We start from the raw sequence: 21,282 nt of genomic DNA, 5'->3' as shown, positions 1-21,282 counted from the left end.
CAGGCAAAATGTACAAAGGCAAAACAAAAACGCCGCCGTGGCCGGAGCCAGGCGGCGTTACAGTCTTGAAACAGCGGCAGGGAGACGCTGCTGGAATAGTGGTCAGACCACGAAGCCGAGGCGCGCCGCAGCCATCGCGCCGGTCTGGCCGGGCATGGTGTTGGCAAGACGCTGACGCTCGAGAGCGGTGGTCAGGTTCATTTCGCGGCGGGTAAAAAGGCGGGCAAAAAGCTTCATCATCATCTCCATTCGGTTGCTCAGACGGGTCGCCTTCGCTTGATGGAGTGGGGCAGCTCGTTTGCTGGCGCTGATATAGGCTTGTGCCGCGTAAAACTAAATCGCAAAAACGAAGCGCTTGATATGAAATGCGACACCGGATGCGACAAATTTGGGCAGTTTGCTCGAAATTTGTGATTGTTTACAAGGCATTAATTCGAAACCAGAGCTGCTATGCGGCTTGCTCATATGCGCCATGCGTTGGCGGCATAGCTTCAAAACTCATTTGAATACAAATAAAATAGAGAAGGCCTGCCGGGCTGGGTCCGCGCGGCAGGCCTTCAGCATTTGGTACACACGATCTACTTTGCTCCAGCCCAGGATCCGATGCCATTGCGAGTGCCGGTCTTGGTGTCGGAAGCCTCAGGCCAGCCGATATCCTTCTGCAATTCGATCGGCAGGGAGCGGATTGCGCGTTCGGTCTGGTAGCGGGCGCGTGCCGCGCTGAATTCAGTCGCGATGCGACCGAGGGATGACAGGATAGACATTTCATTCTCCTTTGGTGGCGGGCCGGAGACATTCCGGCCTTTGATTTTGGGGGTCTTACACGCGGCGTGTTTCAACCCCATTTCATGTCGATTGCAGGTCTGTGACTTGGTCGTTTCGTGGCTGTTTGTGGCAGCAACTTCAATCGATGGAGTTGACTATCCTCCTGATCCGGTGTTCAATCAAACGAAATGGAATGATGCTTTGTATCAGAAAAATTGAAGGTCGCTTCCCATGAACGCCCCGCTCAATCATCCACTGCCGCTGCTCGATCTCGACGTTTTGCGCACTTTCGTGGCGATTGCCGAGACCGGCAGCTTCACCACCGCCGCCAATGCCGTCTTCCGCACACCGTCCGCGGTCTCCATGCAGATCAAGAAGCTGGAGGACATTCTTGGCCGCTCGGTGTTCGCGCGCGACGCCCGCTCCGTCTCGCTGACCACGGATGGCGAGATGCTGCTCGGCTATGCCCGCCGGCTGCTGTCGATCAATCGCGAGGTGGTGTCGAAGTTCATCATTCCCGAGATTGTCGGGGTGGTGCGGCTCGGTTCGCCGGATGATTATGGCGAGCGCGTGCTGCCGCATGTGCTGAAGCGTTTCGCGCAGTCGCATCCCTCGATCGCGGTCGACGTCACCATCGACCAGAGCAGCAATCTGCGCCGGCGCATGGACGACCGGGCGCTCGACATCACGCTTTTGACCAACTCCTACAAGACCAGCGCGCTCGGAGCCGAGGTGCTGTTGACCGAGCCGATCGTGTGGGCCGGCGCCAAGGGTGGCTGCGCGCATCTGCGCGAACCGCTGCCGGTGTCATTGTGGGAAGAGGGCTGCGCCTGGCGTGCCGGCGCGCTCGAAGCGCTGGGGCGCGAGGGCCGCAGCTACCGCGTTGCCTATATGAGCGCGCACACGGCCGGCCAACGTGCCGCGATCATGGCCGACCTCGCGGTTGCGCCGCTGCCGCGATCATTCCTCGGCAACGACATGGTCGAGCTCTGCCCGAAGGACGGCATGCCCGATATCGGCACCTACAATCTGGCCATGGTTGTGGCGCCGGACGCCAGCGCGCCGGTCAAGGCCGTCGCCGACCACATCCGCGCGACCTTCGAAGTGTTCCGGGAAACCGGCAAGTTCTGATCCGTGGCCGGCTTGAATGCGCTACTCCGCCGCCTCGGCGGAGGGCGCTTGAAACCTGGTTTTCCTGTCTTGCCTGTCCGGTGAGCGGTTCTCATTGAGGAACGCCGCGATGTGCTGGCGCGCACGGCGGGATTCCGGCATGTCGATCAGCGGCCAGGCGTGGAACATGCCTTCCTCATGGACGACATCGATTTCGACGCCGGCGGTGCGCGCTTTTTGCGCGAAGATCAGATTGTCGGGCGTCAAGAGATCGTGCGAGCCGGTCAAAAGCAGCGTCTTCGGCAGCACCGACAGGTCGCCATAGATCGGGCTGATGTGCCAGTCGCTGCGATCGATGCCGGCGCTGTACATGCGGATCGCTTCGAGACCGCCCGGGATGCCGAGCCAGGGGTCGTTGCGCTCTGCCTCGAACAGCTTCGGGTTGGAAAGTGACATGTCGAGGCCGGGCGAAATAAGCACGTGGCGCGCGGGCAGGGGCAAGCCTTCTTCCGCGGCCATCATGGTCAGCACTACGGCCATGTTGCCGCCGGCGGAATCACCCATGAAGACGATGTCTTCCGCCTCCGTCTCGTCGAGCATCTGGCGAAAGACGTCACCGACCATGCCGAACATGGCGTGGAAATCGTGTTCCGGGGCGATGGGATAGATCGGCACGGTGATGCCATAGCCCAGCCGGTCGGCCATATCGGCAATCAAGTGCCAGTGATAGGGCGTGATTTCAAAGACATAGGCGCCGCCGTGCAGATAGAGAATCCGCTTCCGCTCGCCGGTTCTTGGGGCGATTTCGTAAACCGGAAAGCCATCGACCGTGCGTGTCTGGATGTCGAGCCGCTGGCGCAGCGAGGCCGGCGGATGGTGATCCTCGGTCTTGCGCGCGGCCGCGATCCAGCGCTGCAGGTTTTCCGGGCTGGAAAAGGCCTTTTTGCGGCTGTACCTGAGCACGAACGACACGAAGTGGCTTTTCAAACTTGGCATGAAGAATACACGAACTTCGGCTGCAGCCGACTAAGAGAATTCCCCTTGTCTCCGAAGATCGTACCTTGGCCGAAAATGTCAAGATTTACGCAGTGGTCCACACGGTGGCGTGATCCAGGCCGCCGCGGTCAGCGGCGCGGCAAAAGTGCCGCGCGCAGCCGGTTGCTGGTTGCCGCCGGAGATGTCCGGAATCCCCGGCGCCTACCGAGCAATTTGCATTTGTCGCCGAAGGTCATCAGCGCGCCGTGCCCAGAAGCAGCGACGTGAGCGCGGCCTGTGGGTCGCTGGGCGGCGATGCCGGCCAACCAATATCCTTCTGGACATGCGCCGGCAGGCTGTTCAGCGCGCGGATCGCCTTGTTCCTGGCATGGTTCTGCCGGATGGTCACACCGAAGCGGCCGAGATTCTCGAACATCGACATTTTCATCTCCCTAGAAGAACGGCAGCGGCCGAGGGTCGTCCCTGGCCGCCGTTCGATGTCCGCTAAATGCGTCAGTCATGTATCGGCTGGATTTCGTCAAAACAGCGCTTCGGTTTCCGGATCGGGCGATCCGGAAACATTTGCATGCAAATGAGTCTGAGGTTTGAAGCGACCTGTGAAGGGAGCGTCTATTCGCGACCGCGTCGTGCCGCGTGGCCTTCGCGCGAGCGCCGGCGCGGGGTGGCGTCGCCGGCGATGCCGTCCTCGCTCACCGTTTTGCGCGGCGGCAGTTTCACCGCCGCCGACAGTTTCGGGAAGGGGTCGACCTTGTTGGGCAGCGCCATGGCGTAGACGAAATGCTCCTGGAATTTCGGTTCCAGCGCGGTCTCGATCTTCTCGATCTGGCTCACCGTCTCCTCGATCTCGCGGCGATAGCCGCGGTTCAAGAGGGCCATGCGCGCACCAGCACCCGCGGCGTTGCCGACGGCGGAAACCTTGTCGAGGTCGCAATCGGGGATCAGGCCCAGCACCATGGCGTATTTCGGATCGATGAAGGAGCCGAAGGCTCCGGCGAAATGGATGCGGTCGACATGCTCGGTGTTCTGCTTTTCCATCAAAAGCTTGGTGCCGGCATAGAGGGCTGCCTTGGCGAGCTGGATGGCGCGCACATCGGTCTGGGTGATGGTGATCTTCGGTTCGCCTTCCTTCAGCACATAGGAGAAGGTGCGGCCATTGGCGGTGACGCGCGGAGAGCGCGCGGCAAGCGATCCGTCGACGACTCCATCCTCCGAGATGATGCCGGCGAGATACATCTCCGCCACGATCTCGATGATACCGGAGCCGCAAATGCCGGTAACGCCCGTCGCCTGCACGCTGTCGATGAAGCCCGGCTCGTCCGACCACAGTTCCGAGCCGATGACGCGGTATTTGGGCTCCAGCGTATCGGGATCGATGCGCACGCGCTCGATGGCGCCGGGCGCGGCACGCTGGCCGCCGGAGATTTCGGCGCCCTCGAAGGCGGGGCCTGTGGGGGATGAAGCAGCGACGACCCGTGCACGGTTGCCGAGCACGATCTCGGCATTGGTGCCAACGTCGACGATCAGCATCATCTCGTCCTGGCGATGCGGGCCTTCCGACAGCGTCACCGCCGCCGCGTCGGCGCCGACATGGCCGGCGATGCAGGGCAGCATGTAGAGGCGCGCACCCTGGTTGAGCTTGAGGCCGATGTCGGAGGCCTTGATACGCACCGCGCCCGAGACGGCGAGCGCGAAAGGGGCGCCGCCGAGTTCGGTCGGGTCGATGCCGAGGAACAGATGGTGCATGATCGGATTGCCGACGAAGACGGAATCCAGAATGTCGTTGCGCTGGACATTGCCCTCCGCGCAGACCTTGTCGACAAGGCTGGAGATCGCCTCGCGCACGGCCACCGTCATGCCTTCGCGGCCGTCCGGGTTCATCATCACATAGGAGACGCGGCTCATCAGATCCTCGCCGAAGCGGATCTGCGGGTTCGAGGTGCCGGACGAAGCTGCGACGCGGCCCGACAGCAGCGACACCAGGTGCATGGCAATGGTGGTCGAGCCGATGTCGCAGGCCAGCCCGTAGGCCTCGTTCTTGAGGCCCGGCCATAGCGCGATGACGCGCGCGATATCGCTGTCGGCGTCCTTGTGGATGGCGGCGGTGGCGGTCCAGTTGCCCTTGCGCAATATGCCTTGCACCTGCGGCAGCAGGTAGAAATCGAATTCGAGGTTTTTGAAGCCCCAATCCTTCATCAGCGCGATCTTCAGCCGGTCGAGATCGCCAAGCGGCTTGTGCATATCGGGCTCTTCGATCTCGACATAGCACATGCGGATCGCCGTATCGCGGGCGATCACCCTGGTGTCGGCATCCTTGCGGATGGTCTGCGCGTTGATGACCGTGTCCTGCGGCACGTCGATGACGAGGTCGCCGAGGATCTGCGCCGAGCAGGAGAGGCGACGCCGCTCAGGCAGGCCGCGCACCCGCTCGTAGCGCTCTTCCTTGGGTCCCTTGGGCGAAATGTGATCGTTGGAGGAAACGATCTTGTGCTTGGCGAAATTGCCTTCCTGCACCTCGATCTGGCAGCGCCCGCACGTGGCGCGGCCGCCGCACACGCTCTCGACATAGACGCCGAGCTGGCGCGCGGCATCGAGCACCGGCGTGCCGACAGGAAACCGCCCGCGCTTGCCCGACGGCATGAACAGCACGAGTGGATCGGTGATGTTGGCAGGCGAGTTCATGCGTACACGTGTCTCGGAAGGGATTGTCGATACCGTTTAACGGATCGTTTCATTATTGGGCGGAGTGTCTGATGGTCCAGAGGCCAATCATGTCCGATCTCCTGCTGTCCAGCATATTCACCGCTTTTACCATGGTGCGGCTGCTGAAGGGGCCGTGGCTGCGCAATCCGCAATATCTGGCCACCGGAATTCTCGGCGCGATTGTCGCGGTGCTGCTGCTCAACGGACTGTGGCCCGCCTATGACGATGACTTCGTCATAGGCGGCGTGACAGGCATATCCGGATCGTGGGCGGGAATGGCGTTGTTCGACGCCATATTGGGCGTCGCCTGACCATAAAGCAGACGCGTCCGACCGCATCGATGATGCGATCGGTCCAGCCTGGTTTGCAGTCCGGTTCACGATTGCGCGCTTACCCCCGACCCATGCGGGCTTCACGGCCGCCACGGCGGCGACCGCCATTGCCGCCGCCATCGCCTGGCGCATTGACCGCCGTCGGCGCCGCGACCGCATGGCCGCCTTCGGCCGGCTTGTAGTCCTTGTAGGTCCTGATCCAGTTGGTGCAGTTCTCGTCGGTGCCGTTGAGCACGTTGGCGCCGCGCACGGCTTCCATTTCCTGCGGACGCACCGGATTCATGATGGCTGATGTCATGCCGGCGCCGATCACCATCGGGATGAAGGCGGCGTTGATGCCATGGCGATGCGGCAGGCCGAACGAGATGTTGGACAGGCCGCAGGTGGTGTTGACCTTGAGCTCTTCGCGCAGGCGACGCAGCAGTGCGAACACCTGGCGGCCGGCGTCCCCCAGTGCGCCGATCGGCATGACCAGCGGGTCGACGACGACGTCGTGCGCGGGAATGCCGAAATCGGCGCAGCGCTGGACGATCTTCTTGGCGACGGCGAAGCGCACGTCCGGATCCATCGAAATGCCGGTCTCGTCATTGGAGATGGCGACGACCGGGACGTTGTATTTCTTGATCAGCGGCAGAATGGCTTCGAGTTTTTCTTCCTCGCCGGTGACGGAGTTGACCAGCGGGCGGCCCTTGGCGACCTTGAGCGCCGCCTCGATCGCGGCGGTGACCGAGCTGTCGATCGACAGCGGCAGGTCGACGAGGCCCTGGACGATCTCCAGCGTCTGCACCAGCAGCGCCGGCTCGGTGGCGTTGGGGTCGACCGCGGTGACGCCGGCGTTGACGTCGAGCATGGTGGCGCCGCAGGCGGCCTGTTCCAGCGCGTCCTTGATGACGGTCTCGAAATTGCCGGCCACCATCTCGGCGGCGAGCTTTTTGCGGCCGGTCGGGTTGATGCGCTCGCCAATCACGCAGAAGGGCTGGTCGAAGCCGATGATGATTTCTCGTGTCGCCGAGGCAACGATGGTCCGGGTCATGAAATCTCTCCGTCGTGATATAAAGAGTTCTTTATATCGTTATCTCTTTTCGATCAAGCGAATGGTGGTCCTCCGCGCGGATCAATGCGCGGTCTTGACCATATCCACCTGGGTTTCGGTAATCTCGTCGTGCAGGATGTGGTCGAGGCGGTCGGCAACCATCTGGTCGTCGCGGCGGATTTCGCGCTTCCAGGGCTGGCGGCCCTTCAGCACGCCCGATTCATCGACGATCTCGGCAACATATTCCTCCTGGCGGTAGGCCATCACATGGATGCCCGAGATGCCGGGGATTTCCTTCACCTCGTTGATGATGTCGATGCAGAGTTGCTTGCCTTCCTTCTTCTGATCCTGCGCCCCTTCCAGCCGCTTGATGACAGCATCCGGGATGTGGATGCCGGGCACGTTGGAGCGGATCCACTTGGCGGTCTTGGCCGAGGCGAGCGGGCCGACGCCGCACAGGACGAACACTTTTTCGGTGTGCCCCAAGTCCCGCGCGCGCTGCATGAAGGTCCTGAACATCGCCACGTCGAAGCAATACTGCGTCTGCACGAACTGCGCGCCGGCGGCGATCTTCTTGCCGAGATGGATCGGGCGGAAGTCGAAGGGCGGCGCGAACGGATTGACGGCAGCGCCGAGGAAGACCTGAGGCGGCGTCGTCAGCTTGCGGCCGGACAGGAACTTGCCGTTGTCGCGCATGATGCGGACGGTTTCGAGCAGCGACATGGAATCGAGGTCGAACACCGGCTTGGCGCCGGGCTGGTCGCCGGCCTGCACGCCGTCGCCGGTCAGGCACAGCATGTTGGCGACACCCATGGCGGCACCGCCCAGCACGTCGCCCTGGATGGCGATGCGGTTCTTGTCGCGGCAGGCGATCTGCATGATCGGGGCATAGCCCATGCGGGTCAGCAACGCGCAGATGCCCACCGAGGACATGTGGCAATTGGCGCCCGAGGCATCGACGGCGTTGATGGCGTCGACCCAGCCGTCGAAGATCTTGGCCCGGTTGTAAACGTCCTCCGGATCGGCGCTGTCGGGAGGGTTGAGCTCGGTCGTCACGGCGAATTCGCCGCGCCGCAGCACGCGCTCCAGCCGGCCGCGGGACGAATGGCCGGGCAGGGGATCGAGCGGCAGGTGAATGCCCGCCGGGTTCTCGTCGCGCTGACGGGCACTCATGCGGCGGCTCCGGTCTTTGGCGCGGCCGCGGTCTCACGGGCGGCGGCCGCCTGCGCGGTGACCCGCAGCCAGGCGGAGGTTTCGCGCAGCGACTGGTCGACCGGCTTCTGCACGGCCAGGATCTTGTCGGAGTTGACCATGTTCTGCGAGCCTTCCCAGGCCTTGACCCAGACGCAGGGCATATCGGGCTCGACCTCGCAATTGCCATTGGCGCGCACGCCGCCGCAGGGGCCGTTGCGCAGCTGCTTGGGGCAATTCATCGGGCATGACATGCCGGTCGAGGACAGGATGCACTGGCCGCACATGCGGCAGTCGAACATGAAACCCTTGACGCGCTTCTCGACGAATTTGATCGGAGCCTCGACGCGGCCGTAGCCGATGCCCTTCCACAGAGGATGGAGGAGCAGGAACATGTCGGCGAAACGGGAATAGAACCATTCGAGCAGGCGCGAATGCCGGATCGACCACAATCTCACCGCGAAGGAGCGCTGCACGCGCCGCTGCGGCGACACGTCGGCCGGCTTGTAGTCGGATTTCGGCGCTGCCTTCTTGACCAAGGTGGCCTGGGTAACAGTCGGTTGGTTCTCAGACATTTTCTTTGCCGCCCGCCTTGACCAGAGCGACCAGCCGCTCGCGGTCATATTTCGCGTCGAGGTCCTGGAAAGCCCTTTCGACCTCGGCTTCGAGATCGTCGCCGACCGGAACGGGATCGGCCTTGCGCCATTCGGCCAGATAGTCGTCGGTGCCGCCGGCGCCGGTGCGCATGGCGCACATGTCGATGGCCTCGGTGAAGCGCAGTGGCAGCTCGCGCTTGGCATTCTGCCGGCCCTTCTTGACGATGACCTGGGCAGGGATGTCGCGCCAGTAGACGACGATAAGATCGGCCATGAATTCTCGCTCCTCGTTCTCAGAGCATTGCCGGATGCGCAATGGACCCGCTTGTTATGGGACGACGCGCGCGCATTCAAAAGCGACGCATTTCAATGTCGTAAAATGAAAGGCGTGTTTATTCGTTCGCGGCGCGCGTCGGCGGCAGGGTCGGCGTGCCCGAAAAGCCGTCTGGCCCTGTGCGGCTGCGGGCTGATGAGACCCTACCAGATTCCGGTTCTGAGGCCCGTCCAGACGTAGAACCAGATCGTCGGGTGATACCATTGTTTGGAAGGCAGGCCGGGATCGAAGGTCGTGAGTTTTCCGGCCAGTGCATCGCTGACGGCCTCGACGCAGATGTCGCGCGAGAACGCCGCCTGGCGGAGCGCGTGACTGGAGATGGTGTCGCCTTTTTTCGATCTGCCGCGCGCCTGCTTCAGCACGCCGCCAGTGTCGACGCCAGCGTCGACGAGATGGACGGTCGTGCCGAAATTCTGCGCATCGCCTGACACCAGAGCCCAATAGCCGCCATTCATGCCGCGATATTTCGGCGTGATGCCTGCATGGTAGTTGAGCACGGGGCAGGGCATTTTGCTCAGCATCCCAGCCGAGATCAGCCGGCAACCGTTGAGCAGCACGACGCCTGGCTGGATCTTCTGGATCGCGTGCAGGCAGTCAGGCCCATTGGCCGAAGCCACCTGGATGATCTCCTGACCCGGTCGCGGCTCAACCTCAAGCTTCTCCTCCGCGATCAATCGCGCGCCATGGCTGGCCAGAAGCCGCTTGCCCAACCTGCTCAGCACCATCGTGCCAAGCTGGCCCATGGCCGAGACCCAACCCTGGCGTCGAGCCCGGCCACGCAGCAATTGCTTTTTGGATTCAGGGGTTTCGAGGATGACGCTGACAGGACCAACGCGATCGGTGATGGCGTTGATCATGGCCCAGACATGCTGGCCGCCGCCGGTCACGACGACGATCGGCGCGCTGGTTCCAACCGGTGAAGACATGGCCCGCTTTCCTGCCTTGCACGCGGCCGGCTGCCGCATGCTGGCCGGATTTGTGCCGGAATGGGGTTAAATCTTGATGACCACGCTCAGCGCTTGAACTCGATGATGTCGAGCTTCGATTCGTAGTAGGGCGCGGGAAGTTCGATGCGCCATTCGCTGGCACTGGTGCGGAAGGCATAACCGACCTGGTCGATCTGCGGACCGCTGCCATAGGGTTTTGCCCGATCGTTGTTGACGGAGCCGGAGCCGAGATAGATGGCGCGCTTCTCGCCATCGTCGAAAAGGCGGCCCTGGGTTCGCTGCGAGCCGCTGATCTTTTCAAGCCGCCAGCCGGAACCATCGTCAGTCACCTTGCATTTGAACCAGCCATAGATGACGAGCGGGCTCAAGCCGCCTGCCTTGATGGTGCGGCACTTCCAGTTGCCGGTCAGGTCCTTGTCGGAGAACGACACCAATGGCTTCGCCAGCAAGGCATCGAGCTGTTTGACCTCGGCCGGGCTGCCCGCTTTCGCCTCGGCAAGCGCCGCCTTGCGCGTCTCGTCATATTTGTCGAGGCGGACCTTGTCGGCAGGCGTGATCAGCTTCTGCACCTGGCCGTCGGCAAGGGCGGGCAGGGTGCAGCAGAGCAGGCCGATGGCGGTGAAAAGGGGACGAAGGATCATCTGGAAACTCCCTGAACCTGTAAAATGGCAGTCAATAAAAATGGCAGTTGATGTCTGGAGCGGCGCCGTCGCCGGCCGATGTCTGATTTTATCCGGTCGCTCGCGCCTGTCATCTGTGCTTAACAGCGTCGCTGTCAGAAATCATGGTGTGACGCATGCGAATCTTGCTCACGGGATCGTCGGGTGGGCTGGGCAGCGTGCTGGCGCCGCGCTTGCGCGCGCTTGGCCATGAGGTGATCGGCCTCGACCCTGTCCCTTCTGTGGAAACGCAGATGATCGGCTCGATCGCCGATCGCGATCTGGTCATGCGGGCGGTCGGAGACAACCGAATCGAAGCCATCATTCACAGCGGCGCGTTGCACAAGCCCAATATAGGGAGCCGCGCCAACAGCGATTTCGTCGCCACCAACGTGCAAGGCACGCTGAACCTGCTCGACGCCGCGGTGGCGAGCAGCGTAAAGCGCTTCGTCTTCACCTCGACCACTTCCCTGATGATCTCGCAGGCGATACGCGACGGCTTCAAGGGCGGTGCTCGCAAGGCCGTCTGGCTGACGGAAGAGATGTCGCCCGAGCCGCGCAACATCTATGGTGTCACCAAGCTCTCGGCCGAAGATCTTTGCCGCCTCTACCATCTGCAGCATGGCCTGCCGGTGGTCGTGCTGCGCACCGCCCGCTTCTTTCCCGAAGCCGACGATATGGCGCATGCGATCGAACAGTCTGATGCCAACACCAAGGCGAATGAATTGCTGTTCCGGCGGCTGACAGTGGAAGATGCGGCGCAAGCCCATGTCGCCGCGCTGGAGAAGGCATCACAGCTTGGCTTCGACATTTTTATCGTCTGTGCACCGACGCCGTTTCGGCCTGATGATTGTGCCGAGCTGATCGCCGATGCGCCGTCGGTGGTCGCGCGCTATTTCCCCGCCTTTCCGGCGCTCTATGCGCGAAAGGGTTGGACGATGTTTTCCTCCATCGACCGGGTGTATGATGCCTCGCGGGCAAGAGACCGGCTGGGCTTTGTCTGCAAGGCGAGCTTTGCCGATGTGCTGGCGGCGCTAAGGGCGGAGGAGGAGGAGGCCGCCTAGCGCCTTGCGATCAGGCGACCTTTGCCGCCTGCGCCATTCCCGCCGTCAGGTCGCCATAACCGGTCGCGCGCCGCTCATAGGCAAGGCCGAGCAGGGCGGCGGCCTTTTCCGCGACCTTGTCGAGTTCCGGGTCGTCGGTCTGGGCGAGATAGACCAGCTTCTCGTAATTGCCGAAATAGTCCTTGATCAGCTCGGGATGCTTGTCGAGGCCGAGCGGCTTCATGAAGAAGGCGTCGAACTGGCGGCACAGGAAGTCCGTCATATAGAAGGACATCATGTCGTCGTCAGCGACCTTCGCATAGGCCTCCATGCCTTGATAGAAGGCGAAGCAATGCGGGCCGGCCATACGCTCGACGCCATGCTTCTCGATGACGCGGTCGAGCAGCCCACCGGTGCCGCAATCGGCATAGCCGACGAAGATGTTGATATAACCCTCCGCCTTGGCCTTCTCGATCGCTCGGTCCATGGCGGGCGCGATGCGGTCGGGATAAAAATGAAACTCGGCAGGCAGGCAGGTCAGTTCAAGGTGAGTGAGCCCGAGCTGTTCCTTGACGGCCAATACCTCGCGCGCAATCATCCCGCAGGCGATGACTAGCAGCCTGTCTGTTTGATTCGGTTTCGTTTTTTGCGTCTTGACCAAGTCGAGCCGGCTTTCGCTGCGGGGCTAATTTATCTGTCGAGGGAGACACCATCCATGAAACTGCTACGCATCGCGCCGATAGCCATCCTTGCCTGCGCACTTGCACTCACCGCCTGCGCCAACACCATTCGCGGTGTCGGCAAGGATGTCAAATCGACGGCAAGGGCGGTCAAAGACACTGTTGCCAACTGATCGGCAGCCTCGTCCATCATCTGGGAACAAAAAAGCCGCGCTGCAAGGCGCGGCTTTTCTTGTCGGTCCATCCTGATGCCCTGGGTCAGGCGGAAGCGCGGACGTTGTGCTTGCGCTTCATGAAATCCTTGGCGGTTTCAACCGCCACCGCGGCATCGCGGCAATAGGCGTCGGCGCCGACGGCCTTGCCGAATTCCTCGTTGAGCGGCGCGCCGCCGACCAGCACGACATAGTCGTCGCGAATGCCCTTTTCCTTCATCGTGTCGATGACGACCTTCATGTAGGGCATGGTCGTGGTCAAAAGCGCCGACATGCCAATAATATCGGGCTGATGCTGCTCGATGGCGTCGAGATATTTCTCGACCGCATTGTTGATGCCGAGATCGATGACGTCGAAGCCGGCGCCTTCCATCATCATGCCGACGAGGTTCTTGCCGATGTCGTGGATGTCGCCCTTGACGGTGCCGATCACCATCTTGCCCTGCTTCGGCGCGCCGGTGGCGGCGAGCAGTGGACGCAGGATGAACATGCCGGCCTTCATGGCGTTGGCGGACAGCAGCACTTCGGGAACGAACAGGATGCCATCGCGGAAATCCTCGCCGACGATGCGCATGCCTTCGACCAGCGCCTCGGTCAGCACCTTGTAGGGCGCCCAGCCGCGCTCGAGCAGGATGCGCGTGCCTTCCTCGATCTCTTCCTTCAACCCGTCATAAAGGTCGTCGTGCATCTGCTGCACCAACTCGTCGTCGGAAAGTTCAGAAAGGATGATCTCGTCGTCGGACATTTTTATCCAGCTCCTCACGGCATCGCGACAGTGTCGCAAGGCACAAAATATTAGCGTTCATACCTAACCCGCAACGGGCGGCTATCCATAGCTGATTTGCGACTTCCCGCAAAAGGAAAGCGACTGGAAAATCTACTGGTTTTCTTGTCGATTTTGCGACAGGCGTTGGCGCGGACGGGCCGTTTCGAATAGGGTGCATGGCTACGATCCGGCGAAAGCCGCGCCATGCGGCCGCAAAGGCTACGGACCAGCCATCGTCAGGCCAGGCCATATTCAGGGAAGAGCGATCATGAGCGAACACGCGGCAGTCGACCAGGAAGCGTCAAACGCACGGCGTGGGCGCGGCGCTAGCGGCGGAGCGGCGGCCAGGCGTGCCGCGCGTTCCGGCGGCGGACCCGGTACGCAGCTCACCTACATCAAGCGCAAGATCAACATCTACGAGGTGCTCGACGAGGAAGGCCTCGCGCTGATCGAGAAGAACACAGATACGGTGCTCGAGGAGATCGGCATCATCTTCCGTGACGACGCCGAAGCGCTGCAGCTTTGGAAAGAGGCCGGCGCCGACGTCAAGGGCGAGCGCGTGCATTTCCCGAAGGGTCTTTGCCGTTCGCTGCTGAAGACCGCGCCGTCCGTCTATACCCAGCATGCCCGCAATTCCGAGCGCTCGGTGCAGATCGGCGGCAATGCTACTGTCTTTGCGCCGGTCTATGGCCCGCCCTTTGTGCGCGACCTTGACGGTGTCAGGCGCTACGCGACGATCGAGGATTTCCAGAATTTCGTGAAGCTCGCCTATATGGCGCCGTCGATCCACCATTCGGGCGGCACGGTGTGCGAGCCGGTCGACGTGCCGGTCAACAAGCGCCACCTCGACATGATCTATTCGCACATAAAATACTCGGACAAGCCGTTCATGGGCTCGGTGACCGCGCCGGAACGCGCCGAGGACACTGTCGCCATGGCCAAGCTCGTCTTCGGCGACGATTTCGTCGAGAACAACACCGTGCTGACCAGCCTGATCAACGCCAACTCGCCGATGGTGTTCGACGAGACCATGCTCGGCGCCCTGAAAGTCTATTCGCGCCACAACCAGGCCTGCATCGTCACGCCGTTCATCCTTGCCGGGGCGATGAGCCCGGTGACGGTCGCCGGCACGTTGACGCAGGTTCTGGCCGAAGTGCTGGCCGGCGCATCGTTCACGCAGCTCATCCGTCCGGGCGCGCCGGTGCTGTTCGGCACCTTCGCCTCGTCGATCTCGATGCAGTCGGGCGCGCCGACCTTCGGCACGCCTGAGCCGTCGCTGGTCTCTTATGGCGCGGCCCAGCTGGCGCGCCGCCTCGGCCTGCCATTCCGCACCGGCGGTTCGCTGTGCGCGTCCAAGGTTCCAGATGCGCAAGCCGCCTATGAAAGCGCCAACACGCTGAACTCGACGATCCTTGCCGGCACCAACTTCGTCCTCCACTCGGCCGGCTGGCTCGAGGGCGGGCTGGCGTCCTGCTATGAAAAATTCATGATGGACATCGACCAGCTCGGCATGCAGCAGAAATTCTCCGAAGGCGTCGACCTGTCGGAGAACGGCCAGGCGATGGACGCCATCCGTCAGGTCGGGCCGGGCAGCCACTATCTCGGCTGCGACCACACGCAGGCCAATTTCCAGACAGCGTTCTACCGCTCCAGCATCGCCGACAACAATTCCTACGAACAGTGGCTGGCCGAAGGCGAGAAGACCGCGCCGCAGCGTGCCAATGAGCTCGCTCGCCGCTGGCTGGAAAGCTACGAGGCGCCGCATCTCGATCCGAGCATCGATGAGGCCCTGAAGGAGTTCATCGCCAGGAAGAAGGGGTCTATGCCCGACGCCTTCACTTGAAAGGAGCCCGAGTCAGGCGGGGCTAAAGTCGCCAACATCATCCACAAGGAAGTCTGGCGGAGCGCCTTCTCCGATCCGGACCAGAAGGGATGATCGCGCGCGGCATGATCGAAGAGATCACGGCCGCGCTTTCGGCCAACGGCCTCGTCCTGCGCGGAGGCTTTGTTTTCTCTGACGGCGAGGATGCTCCTTATGGCGCCTCGGGCGCTTTGGTGAAATCCGTGCTGCTGGTCGGGCAGGCGGGGGCGGCGCCCTGGCCGCATTTCCTGCGCTGGCGGGAGCAGCAGCCACAGCAAATCGTCAATCCGCTCGACAGCTGGTCGCGGCAGGTCATCGGCGATGTGGCGCACGCATTTGGCGCGCGCGCCGTTTCGCCCTCCGACAAGCCCTATCTGCCGTTCCAGCAATGGGCTGTTCGGGCAGAGGGGCTAAAACCGTCGCCGCTCGGCATTCTCATGCATCCGCGATACGGGCTTTGGCATGCCTATCGCGGTGCTTTGCTGTTCGAGGACGAGATCGCGCTTCCGGAGCACGGCGAGGCAATTCATCTCTGCGACGCCTGTGTCGAGAAACCCTGCCTGAAATCCTGTCCGGTCGATGCCTATTCCACGGAAGGCTTCGCCTATCAGGCCTGCCTGGCGCATGTACGGGGAGGAAATGGCGAACCGTGCCGGAGCGCCGGCTGCCTCGATCGCAACGCTTGTCCCAATGGCACGGAATATCGCTATCCGCCGGATGTTCAGGCCTTTCACATGGCGGCATTCGCCGGCCTGTGATCGTCACGCGATCCCGCACGAAATGTTGACGAGTACCCCCAGGGAATGCCTTGCCGTGGCGGGCCGCGTGGATATGTATCGCGCATCTGGCAAACGGAGCAGGCAATGGCGAAGCAGGACCTCAGGATCAAGACCCGTGACGGCGTGGCGAAGGCGGGCCTGTATCGCTCGGCCAAGACCTCCCCAGCCAAGTCCGGCGTCATTCTCTACCAGGATGCCTTCGGTCCGCGTCCGGCGCTCGATGGCATGGCCGAGCGGCTGGCGGGCGAGGGTTATGCGGTGCTGGTGCCTGATCTCTTCCATCGCAACGCGCCCTATGGTCCGTTCGATGCCAGGACCGCCTTCACCGAGGAAAACACCAAGGCAGCGCTGATGGCACTGGTCACCGGCACGACACAGCAGATGACCATCAGCGACAGCGCAGCCTTTCTCGATGCGCTCGTCGGCGAAGGCATTACCGGACCGATCGGCACTGTCGGCTATTGCATGGGCGGAGCGCGGGCGCTCAACGCCGCCGCGGCCTATCCCGACAGGATCAAGGCCGCCGCCAGTTTCCATGGCGGCAATCTCGCAAGCGATGCCGCCGACAGCCCACACCGCAAGGCAGCCGCCATCAGGGCGCGTGTCTATGTCGGTATGGCCGGCGTCGACCGGAGTTTCCCGCCGGAGCAGTCGACGCGGCTGGCGGAAGCATTGCGCAATGCCGAAGTCGACCACGCCATCGAGAACTATGTCGGCATGGCGCATGGCTGGTGCGTGCCAGACCACAGCGTCTACAACCAAGCCGGCGCCGAACGGCATTGGCAAAGGCTGATCATGCTGTTTGCGGAGACGCTGGGGTAGGGCTTCCGTAGATGGGGAGGCCGCTTGCCAAAAAAATCTTTCCATCATCCCAAGGATTAGCCATTAGCCTTCGTCCAACAGGCAAATGATGGCGATGATGCTGGATGAGAGCGAAGCCTCCGACGCCGAATTGATTGGGCGGGCGAAGGGCGGAGACAGGGGGGCCTTCAGCAAATTGCTGGAACGCCACTACGACTTCGTCTATCGCGCCGCCTATCGCTGGTGCGGCAAGAAGGCCGATGCCGAAGACATCGCCCAGGAAGTCTGCGTCCGGCTCGGCAAGGCAATCCGCGACTATCGCGGCGGCGGCGCCTTCACGACATGGCTCTATTCCGTGACGATGAATGCCGCGCGAGACATGATGCGCAAGTCCGCGCGCGAGACCGTCAAGACCGAGGCCTATGGCGTCCATGCGCTGATTTCGGGCGAGGCCCCGGCCGAGAGCGATGATCCGGCCGAGGCGCTGTGGGCCGCCGTGCGGCAGCTTCCGGACAAGCAGCGCGACGCCGTGCTGCTGGTCTACGGCGAGGGCTTGAGCCATGCCGCCGCCGCCGAGGCAATGGCGATCTCGGAGACGACGGTTTCCTGGCACATCCATGAAGCGAAGAAACGGCTGAAGACGCTGATGCGCTCAGCCGGGGAAGTGTGACCATGGTCGACGACAACGAACTCAACAGACTGCGCGATATTGCGGCACCGGCGCCGGCCGAGAACGCGAAGGCGCGCGCCTTCGAAGCCGCCCTGCACGCCTATGACCAAGGAAATATTTCTGCCGTCACCCAAGGATCGGTCGGCGGCCTTCGTCTCACAGAGCGAGCACAAAAGCTCTGGAGCGAGATCATGCAAAAGAAACTCATTGCCACGCCGGCCCTTGCAGGGCTCGTCGCCCTGCCGATCGCCGGATACGCCACTTTCCAACTGCTGAGGGAACAGCCGGCCAAATTCGGCGGCGACGAAAAGATCACCGAAACACTGGCCGACAAGCCGGCGACGTTGAAGCCGGCCGAGCCGAAGCAAGCTCCGACCGAATTGGCGAAGGACAAGAAGGCCGACGCGGATGTCGAGAGCCGCGACGCGACCGGCGTGCTTGTAGCGCCGGCTTCGCCGCCGAAATCCGAATCGGCCCAGGCCGGCGGTACTGCTCAGCAGACTGCCAATGAACGCGCGGTAGTGACCGAGCCGGCACCGCCGGCGCCGACAGGTGAATTCACGCTGGATAGCACCAATGCGCCGAGCACGTCGCGGCTCACCCGCGTGCCAGCTGCCGAATCCAAGCTGATGGCGCCGCAGCCGACCATGGCGCCGGCGGATCAGATCGCGCCGCAGGAAGAAAACCGCAATCGCGTCCAGGATTTCAAGACCAATCCGGTGCATGCCGCGCTGGAAGATCCGGTCTCGACCTTCTCGATCGATGTCGACACCGCCTCCTATTCCTTTGTGCGCCGTTCGCTGAAGGAAGGGGCCGTGCCGCAGGCCGACACGGTCCGTGTCGAGGAGATGATCAACTACTTCCCTTATGACTGGAAGGGACCGGACTCGGCGTCGACGCCGTTCAACTCGACCGTCAGCGTCATGCCGACGCCGTGGAACACGCACACCAAGCTAATGCATGTCGCCATCAAGGGCTTCGACATCAAGCCGACCGAACAGCCCAAGGCCAATCTGGTTTTCCTGATCGATGTTTCGGGCTCGATGGACGAGCCGGACAAGCTGCCGCTGCTCAAGTCGGCGTTCCGGCTGCTGGTCAGCAAGCTCAGGGCGGACGACACGATCTCGATCGTCACCTATGCCGGTGAGGCCGGCACCGTGCTGATGCCGACCAGGGCTGCCGAGAAGGACAAGATCCTCAATGCCATCGACAATCTGCAGCCGGGCGGTTCGACCGCCGGCGAGGCCGGCATCAAGGAAGCCTACAAGCTTGCCCAGCAATCCTTCGTCAAGGACGGCGTCAACCGGGTGATGCTGGCCACCGATGGCGACTTCAATGTCGGCCAGAGCGACGATGATGATCTCAAGCGCCTGATCGAGCAGGAGCGCAAGAGCGGCGTCTTCCTGTCGGTGTTCGGCTTCGGCCACGACAATCTGAACGACCAGATGATGCAGACCATCGCCCAGAACGGCAACGGCACCGCCGCCTATATCGACACGCTGGCCGAGGCTGAAAAGGTGCTGGTCGAGGATGCCTCCTCGACGCTGTTCCCGATCGCCAAGGACGTAAAGATCCAGGTCGAGTTCAACCCCAACAAGGTCTCGGAATACCGCCTGATCGGCTACGAGACCCGGGCGCTCAACCGCGAGGACTTCAACAATGACCGCGTCGATGCCGGCGATATCGGCTCGGGCCATTCGGTCACCGCGATCTACGAGATCACGCCGAAGGGCAGTGGTGGCGAACAGATCGACCCGCTGCGCTATGGCCAGGCCACGGTCAACAATGGCGGCGTCGCCAATGCGGACGAATATGCCTTCGTCAAGATCCGCTACAAGCTGCCGAACGAGGATGTTTCGAAGCTGATCACCACGCCGGTGACCTCGGCCAACGAGGTGGCGTCCTTCGACCAGGCCAGCACCGACCAGCGTTTCTCCGTCTCGGTCGCCGCCTTCGGCCAGAAGCTGCGCGACGAGGATGCGACCGCGAAGTTCGGCTACGACAAGATCATGGAGATTGCCACCGCCGCCCGAGGAGCCGACCCGTTTGGGTACAGGTCCGAGTTCCTCTCGCTTGTGCGCCTTGCCTCGGCGCTGGGCGGTAACCGGTAGTGGCGATGACGGCCGGTTTCCTTCAGATGGGATCGTTCTGACAGGGAAACCGGCCCACGGGCGGGTGAGGCAGGCCGGCGAGGGATCTTTCCCTTGCCGGCCTTTTTTCGGAATCCTCGGATCGTTAAATTGCGCGGTATTTCCGGTACCTGATCGCAACTCCCTGTTGCTACACCGGCCATGTTTACAGGGCTTGAGGGAGCGGGAATTGCAGATCAGGACTATCGCCAACTCGCCGCCGCCGGCTCGGGACACTTCGCCGGTTTCGTCAGCCCCATCAGCCGAATCCAGACGCATCAGCGACGATGTCGCGCAGGCGCGTCACACCGCCATGTCGGCGCTCACCAACGACCGCTTCCGCGCCATGTTGGAACAGATCACCGATCCGGCTTCTTCCGGCGCGTTGATGATGATGCGGGGCGACAATGTGGTCGATTTCAAGTCGGCGCAGTCGAGCTATGCCGACAACAGCGAATAATCGAAATGTATCGCTTCATCTCTCTGTCTTGACGCAACTCCCAAGGGAAAGCGCTACGCGCTTTTCCCGGGAAAACCGTTCCACACTTTTCCTGGAATTGCTTCAGGCCCGGCCGCGACGACGCTCGCGGCGGGCTTCGCTGGTCTCGGCGGTGTTTTCCGTCGCCACCTTGTTGCGCATCGGGCCGATGCGCTCGATGATCGTCTCGACCGTCGGACGGCTGGCCTTGGTGTGGGCGTCGAGCGCCTTGCGCATGGCGGCGAGGTGCTGGAACGAAGTGCCGCAGCAGCCGCCGACAATCTTGGCGCCGGCATCGACAGCGAGGCGCACATAGTCGGCCATCAGTTCCGGCGTGCCGGAATAATGGATCTCGGTGCCGCGGAATTCGGGAATGCCGCAATTGCCCTTGACGATCACGGTCGCCTGCGGCTTCGCTTCGGTCATGTCGAGCAGCGACGCCAGGATATCGGAAGCGCCGACGCCGCAATTGGCGCCAACGCCGAGCGGCGATTCGGACAGCCCGTCGACGACGCCATGGATGTCCTTCGGCAGCAGGCCCATCATGGTGCGGCCGGCGGTGTCGAAGGAGCCGGTATAGGTGTAGGGGAGACCAACGCGGATCGCGGCTTCGGCGGCGGCGCGGATCTCGTCGGGGGCCGACATGGTCTCGATCCAGGCGACTTCTGCGCCGCCCTCCTTGAGGCCTTCGATCTGCTCGGCAAAGGCGTCGACCGCCTCGTCATAGGTCATGGCTCCAAGCGGCACCAGCAATTCACCCGTCGGGCCGACTGAGCCGGCGACGATCACCTTGCGGCCAGCCTTGTCGGCGACGGCGCGGGCAATCTCGGCGGCGCGCTTGTTGAGCGCATGGACGCGATCCTGCGCATGGTGGAGTTTCAGCCGGTGGCGGGTGCCGCCGAAGGAGTTGGTCAGGATGATGTCGGCGCCGGCATCGACGAAATTCTGGTGCAGGCTGGTGATGGTATCGGGCGCCGTCTCGTTCAGCAGCTCCGGCGCCTCGCCGGCCTCCAGGCCCATCGCGAACAGATTGGTGCCGGTGGCGCCATCGGCCAGCAGCACGCCCTTTTCGGCCAGCAGGGCATCGATCGGATTGGTGGTGGTCATCGGATTGGCCTTCGTGTTTCAAATTCGAATAAGGATATAAAGAAGTCTTTATGTCTAGTCAATGAAATAGCGATGCCGGCATCGCGGTCCTGG

At 62.5% G+C, this 21,282-nt stretch carries 24 protein-coding genes; 10 read left to right on the top strand and 14 right to left on the bottom strand.

Features of this window, described 5'->3' with window-relative positions; all coding sequences use genetic code 11:
* Nucleotides 1–102: 102 nt before the first annotated feature.
* Both ACWGS8_RS07405 and ACWGS8_RS07400 read right to left on the bottom strand, forming a co-directional pair.
* Nucleotides 103–237: a hypothetical protein gene (locus ACWGS8_RS07405; RefSeq protein ID WP_454580304.1), complete on the bottom strand. Its 135-nt coding sequence runs from the start codon at nt 235–237 to the stop codon at nt 103–105.
* Between the two features lie 341 nt (nt 238–578).
* Entirely contained in the window at nt 579–764 is a 186-nt protein-coding gene (locus ACWGS8_RS07400; RefSeq protein ID WP_013531162.1) for a hypothetical protein, read from the bottom strand.
* Between the two features lie 232 nt (nt 765–996).
* Between ACWGS8_RS07400 and ACWGS8_RS07395 the strand changes: the two genes are divergently transcribed.
* Nucleotides 997–1,896 (top strand): LysR substrate-binding domain-containing protein, encoded by a 900-nt coding sequence (locus ACWGS8_RS07395; RefSeq protein ID WP_143975053.1) that lies wholly within the window; start codon nt 997–999, stop codon nt 1,894–1,896.
* A 21-nt stretch (nt 1,897–1,917) separates the two neighbouring features.
* On the opposite strand, the gene ACWGS8_RS07390 is transcribed toward ACWGS8_RS07395, so the two are convergent.
* The 3 genes from ACWGS8_RS07390 to ACWGS8_RS07380 all read right to left on the bottom strand — a co-directional run bounded on the left by ACWGS8_RS07390 (nt 1,918) and on the right by ACWGS8_RS07380 (nt 5,550).
* Nucleotides 1,918–2,871 carry an alpha/beta hydrolase fold domain-containing protein gene (locus ACWGS8_RS07390; RefSeq protein ID WP_454580303.1) on the bottom strand — a complete coding sequence of 318 codons (954 nt, stop codon included), beginning with the start codon at nt 2,869–2,871 and terminating at the stop codon, nt 1,918–1,920.
* A gap of 235 nt (nt 2,872–3,106) precedes the next feature.
* Nucleotides 3,107–3,292, bottom strand: coding sequence for a hypothetical protein (locus ACWGS8_RS07385; protein ID WP_027046953.1), 186 nt, complete (start codon nt 3,290–3,292; stop codon nt 3,107–3,109).
* 188 nt (nt 3,293–3,480) lie between these two features.
* On the bottom strand, nt 3,481–5,550 hold the full coding sequence (locus ACWGS8_RS07380) for an ASKHA domain-containing protein (protein ID WP_454580302.1): 2,070 nt from the start codon (nt 5,548–5,550) through the stop codon (nt 3,481–3,483).
* Between the two features lie 71 nt (nt 5,551–5,621).
* On the opposite strand from ACWGS8_RS07380, the gene ACWGS8_RS07375 reads away from it, so the two are divergent.
* Nucleotides 5,622–5,882, top strand: a complete 261-nt coding sequence (locus ACWGS8_RS07375; RefSeq protein ID WP_454580301.1) for a hypothetical protein — start codon at nt 5,622–5,624, stop codon at nt 5,880–5,882.
* Nucleotides 5,883–5,961: 79 nt separating this feature from the next.
* Here the strand turns inward: ACWGS8_RS07375 and ACWGS8_RS07370 are convergent, their stop codons facing one another.
* The 6 genes from ACWGS8_RS07370 to ACWGS8_RS07345 form a co-directional block, all read right to left on the bottom strand.
* Nucleotides 5,962–6,936 (bottom strand): methyltetrahydrofolate cobalamin methyltransferase, encoded by a 975-nt coding sequence (locus ACWGS8_RS07370; RefSeq protein WP_454580300.1) that lies wholly within the window; start codon nt 6,934–6,936, stop codon nt 5,962–5,964.
* Between the two features lie 81 nt (nt 6,937–7,017).
* The gene (locus ACWGS8_RS07365; protein WP_454580299.1) at nt 7,018–8,109 is read right to left on the bottom strand and encodes a methylenetetrahydrofolate reductase; all 1,092 of its coding nucleotides are present in this window, start codon (nt 8,107–8,109) and stop codon (nt 7,018–7,020) included.
* On the bottom strand, nt 8,106–8,702 hold the full coding sequence (locus ACWGS8_RS07360; RefSeq protein ID WP_454580298.1) for a methylenetetrahydrofolate reductase C-terminal domain-containing protein: 597 nt from the start codon (nt 8,700–8,702) through the stop codon (nt 8,106–8,108). The genes ACWGS8_RS07365 and ACWGS8_RS07360 overlap by 4 nt, the downstream gene beginning before the upstream one ends.
* Complete coding sequence (locus ACWGS8_RS07355) at nt 8,695–8,997, bottom strand: virulence factor (protein WP_010910012.1); 303 nt, start codon at nt 8,995–8,997, stop codon at nt 8,695–8,697. The genes ACWGS8_RS07360 and ACWGS8_RS07355 overlap by 8 nt, the downstream gene beginning before the upstream one ends.
* A gap of 203 nt (nt 8,998–9,200) precedes the next feature.
* Nucleotides 9,201–9,983 (bottom strand): formyl transferase, encoded by a 783-nt coding sequence (locus ACWGS8_RS07350; RefSeq protein WP_454580297.1) that lies wholly within the window; start codon nt 9,981–9,983, stop codon nt 9,201–9,203.
* Between the two features lie 86 nt (nt 9,984–10,069).
* Complete coding sequence (locus ACWGS8_RS07345; protein WP_454580296.1) at nt 10,070–10,645, bottom strand: DUF4893 domain-containing protein; 576 nt, start codon at nt 10,643–10,645, stop codon at nt 10,070–10,072.
* 155 nt (nt 10,646–10,800) lie between these two features.
* Between ACWGS8_RS07345 and ACWGS8_RS07340 the strand changes: the two genes are divergently transcribed.
* Nucleotides 10,801–11,727, top strand: a complete 927-nt coding sequence (locus ACWGS8_RS07340) for an NAD-dependent epimerase/dehydratase family protein (protein WP_454580295.1) — start codon at nt 10,801–10,803, stop codon at nt 11,725–11,727.
* Between the two features lie 10 nt (nt 11,728–11,737).
* On the opposite strand, the gene ACWGS8_RS07335 is transcribed toward ACWGS8_RS07340, so the two are convergent.
* Entirely contained in the window at nt 11,738–12,367 is a 630-nt protein-coding gene (locus tag ACWGS8_RS07335) for a DUF1638 domain-containing protein (RefSeq protein WP_454580294.1), read from the bottom strand.
* 54 nt (nt 12,368–12,421) lie between these two features.
* Between ACWGS8_RS07335 and ACWGS8_RS07330 the strand changes: the two genes are divergently transcribed.
* Entirely contained in the window at nt 12,422–12,559 is a 138-nt protein-coding gene (locus tag ACWGS8_RS07330) for an entericidin A/B family lipoprotein (protein ID WP_019858698.1), read from the top strand.
* Nucleotides 12,560–12,644: 85 nt separating this feature from the next.
* Here ACWGS8_RS07330 and ACWGS8_RS07325 read toward each other — a convergent pair whose 3' ends face one another.
* The gene (locus tag ACWGS8_RS07325; RefSeq protein WP_032930649.1) at nt 12,645–13,343 is read right to left on the bottom strand and encodes a corrinoid protein; all 699 of its coding nucleotides are present in this window, start codon (nt 13,341–13,343) and stop codon (nt 12,645–12,647) included.
* A gap of 289 nt (nt 13,344–13,632) precedes the next feature.
* Here ACWGS8_RS07325 and ACWGS8_RS07320 point away from each other — a divergent pair, with 289 nt between their 5' ends.
* From ACWGS8_RS07320 to ACWGS8_RS07295, 6 genes are all read left to right on the top strand, one after another.
* Entirely contained in the window at nt 13,633–15,207 is a 1,575-nt protein-coding gene (locus ACWGS8_RS07320) for a trimethylamine methyltransferase family protein (RefSeq protein ID WP_454580293.1), read from the top strand.
* A gap of 89 nt (nt 15,208–15,296) precedes the next feature.
* Nucleotides 15,297–15,983, top strand: a complete 687-nt coding sequence (locus ACWGS8_RS07315; RefSeq protein WP_454580292.1) for a hypothetical protein — start codon at nt 15,297–15,299, stop codon at nt 15,981–15,983.
* 105 nt (nt 15,984–16,088) lie between these two features.
* Nucleotides 16,089–16,826, top strand: a complete 738-nt coding sequence (locus tag ACWGS8_RS07310; RefSeq protein ID WP_454580291.1) for a dienelactone hydrolase family protein — start codon at nt 16,089–16,091, stop codon at nt 16,824–16,826.
* Between the two features lie 88 nt (nt 16,827–16,914).
* On the top strand, nt 16,915–17,475 hold the full coding sequence (locus ACWGS8_RS07305) for an RNA polymerase sigma factor (protein WP_454580290.1): 561 nt from the start codon (nt 16,915–16,917) through the stop codon (nt 17,473–17,475).
* Nucleotides 17,476–17,477: 2 nt separating this feature from the next.
* Nucleotides 17,478–19,586 carry a YfbK domain-containing protein gene (locus ACWGS8_RS07300; RefSeq protein WP_454580289.1) on the top strand — a complete coding sequence of 703 codons (2,109 nt, stop codon included), beginning with the start codon at nt 17,478–17,480 and terminating at the stop codon, nt 19,584–19,586.
* Nucleotides 19,587–19,794: 208 nt separating this feature from the next.
* Nucleotides 19,795–20,064, top strand: coding sequence for a hypothetical protein (locus ACWGS8_RS07295; RefSeq protein WP_454580288.1), 270 nt, complete (start codon nt 19,795–19,797; stop codon nt 20,062–20,064).
* Nucleotides 20,065–20,166: 102 nt separating this feature from the next.
* Here the strand turns inward: ACWGS8_RS07295 and bmt are convergent, their stop codons facing one another.
* Nucleotides 20,167–21,189 (bottom strand): betaine--homocysteine S-methyltransferase, encoded by a 1,023-nt coding sequence (bmt, locus tag ACWGS8_RS07290; RefSeq protein WP_454580287.1) that lies wholly within the window; start codon nt 21,187–21,189, stop codon nt 20,167–20,169.
* Nucleotides 21,190–21,282: the final 93 nt, after the last annotated feature.

It is taken from the genome of Mesorhizobium sp. 43Arga (genome assembly GCF_053714255.1).
This window is presented reverse-complemented; position numbering and strand designations above follow the sequence as displayed.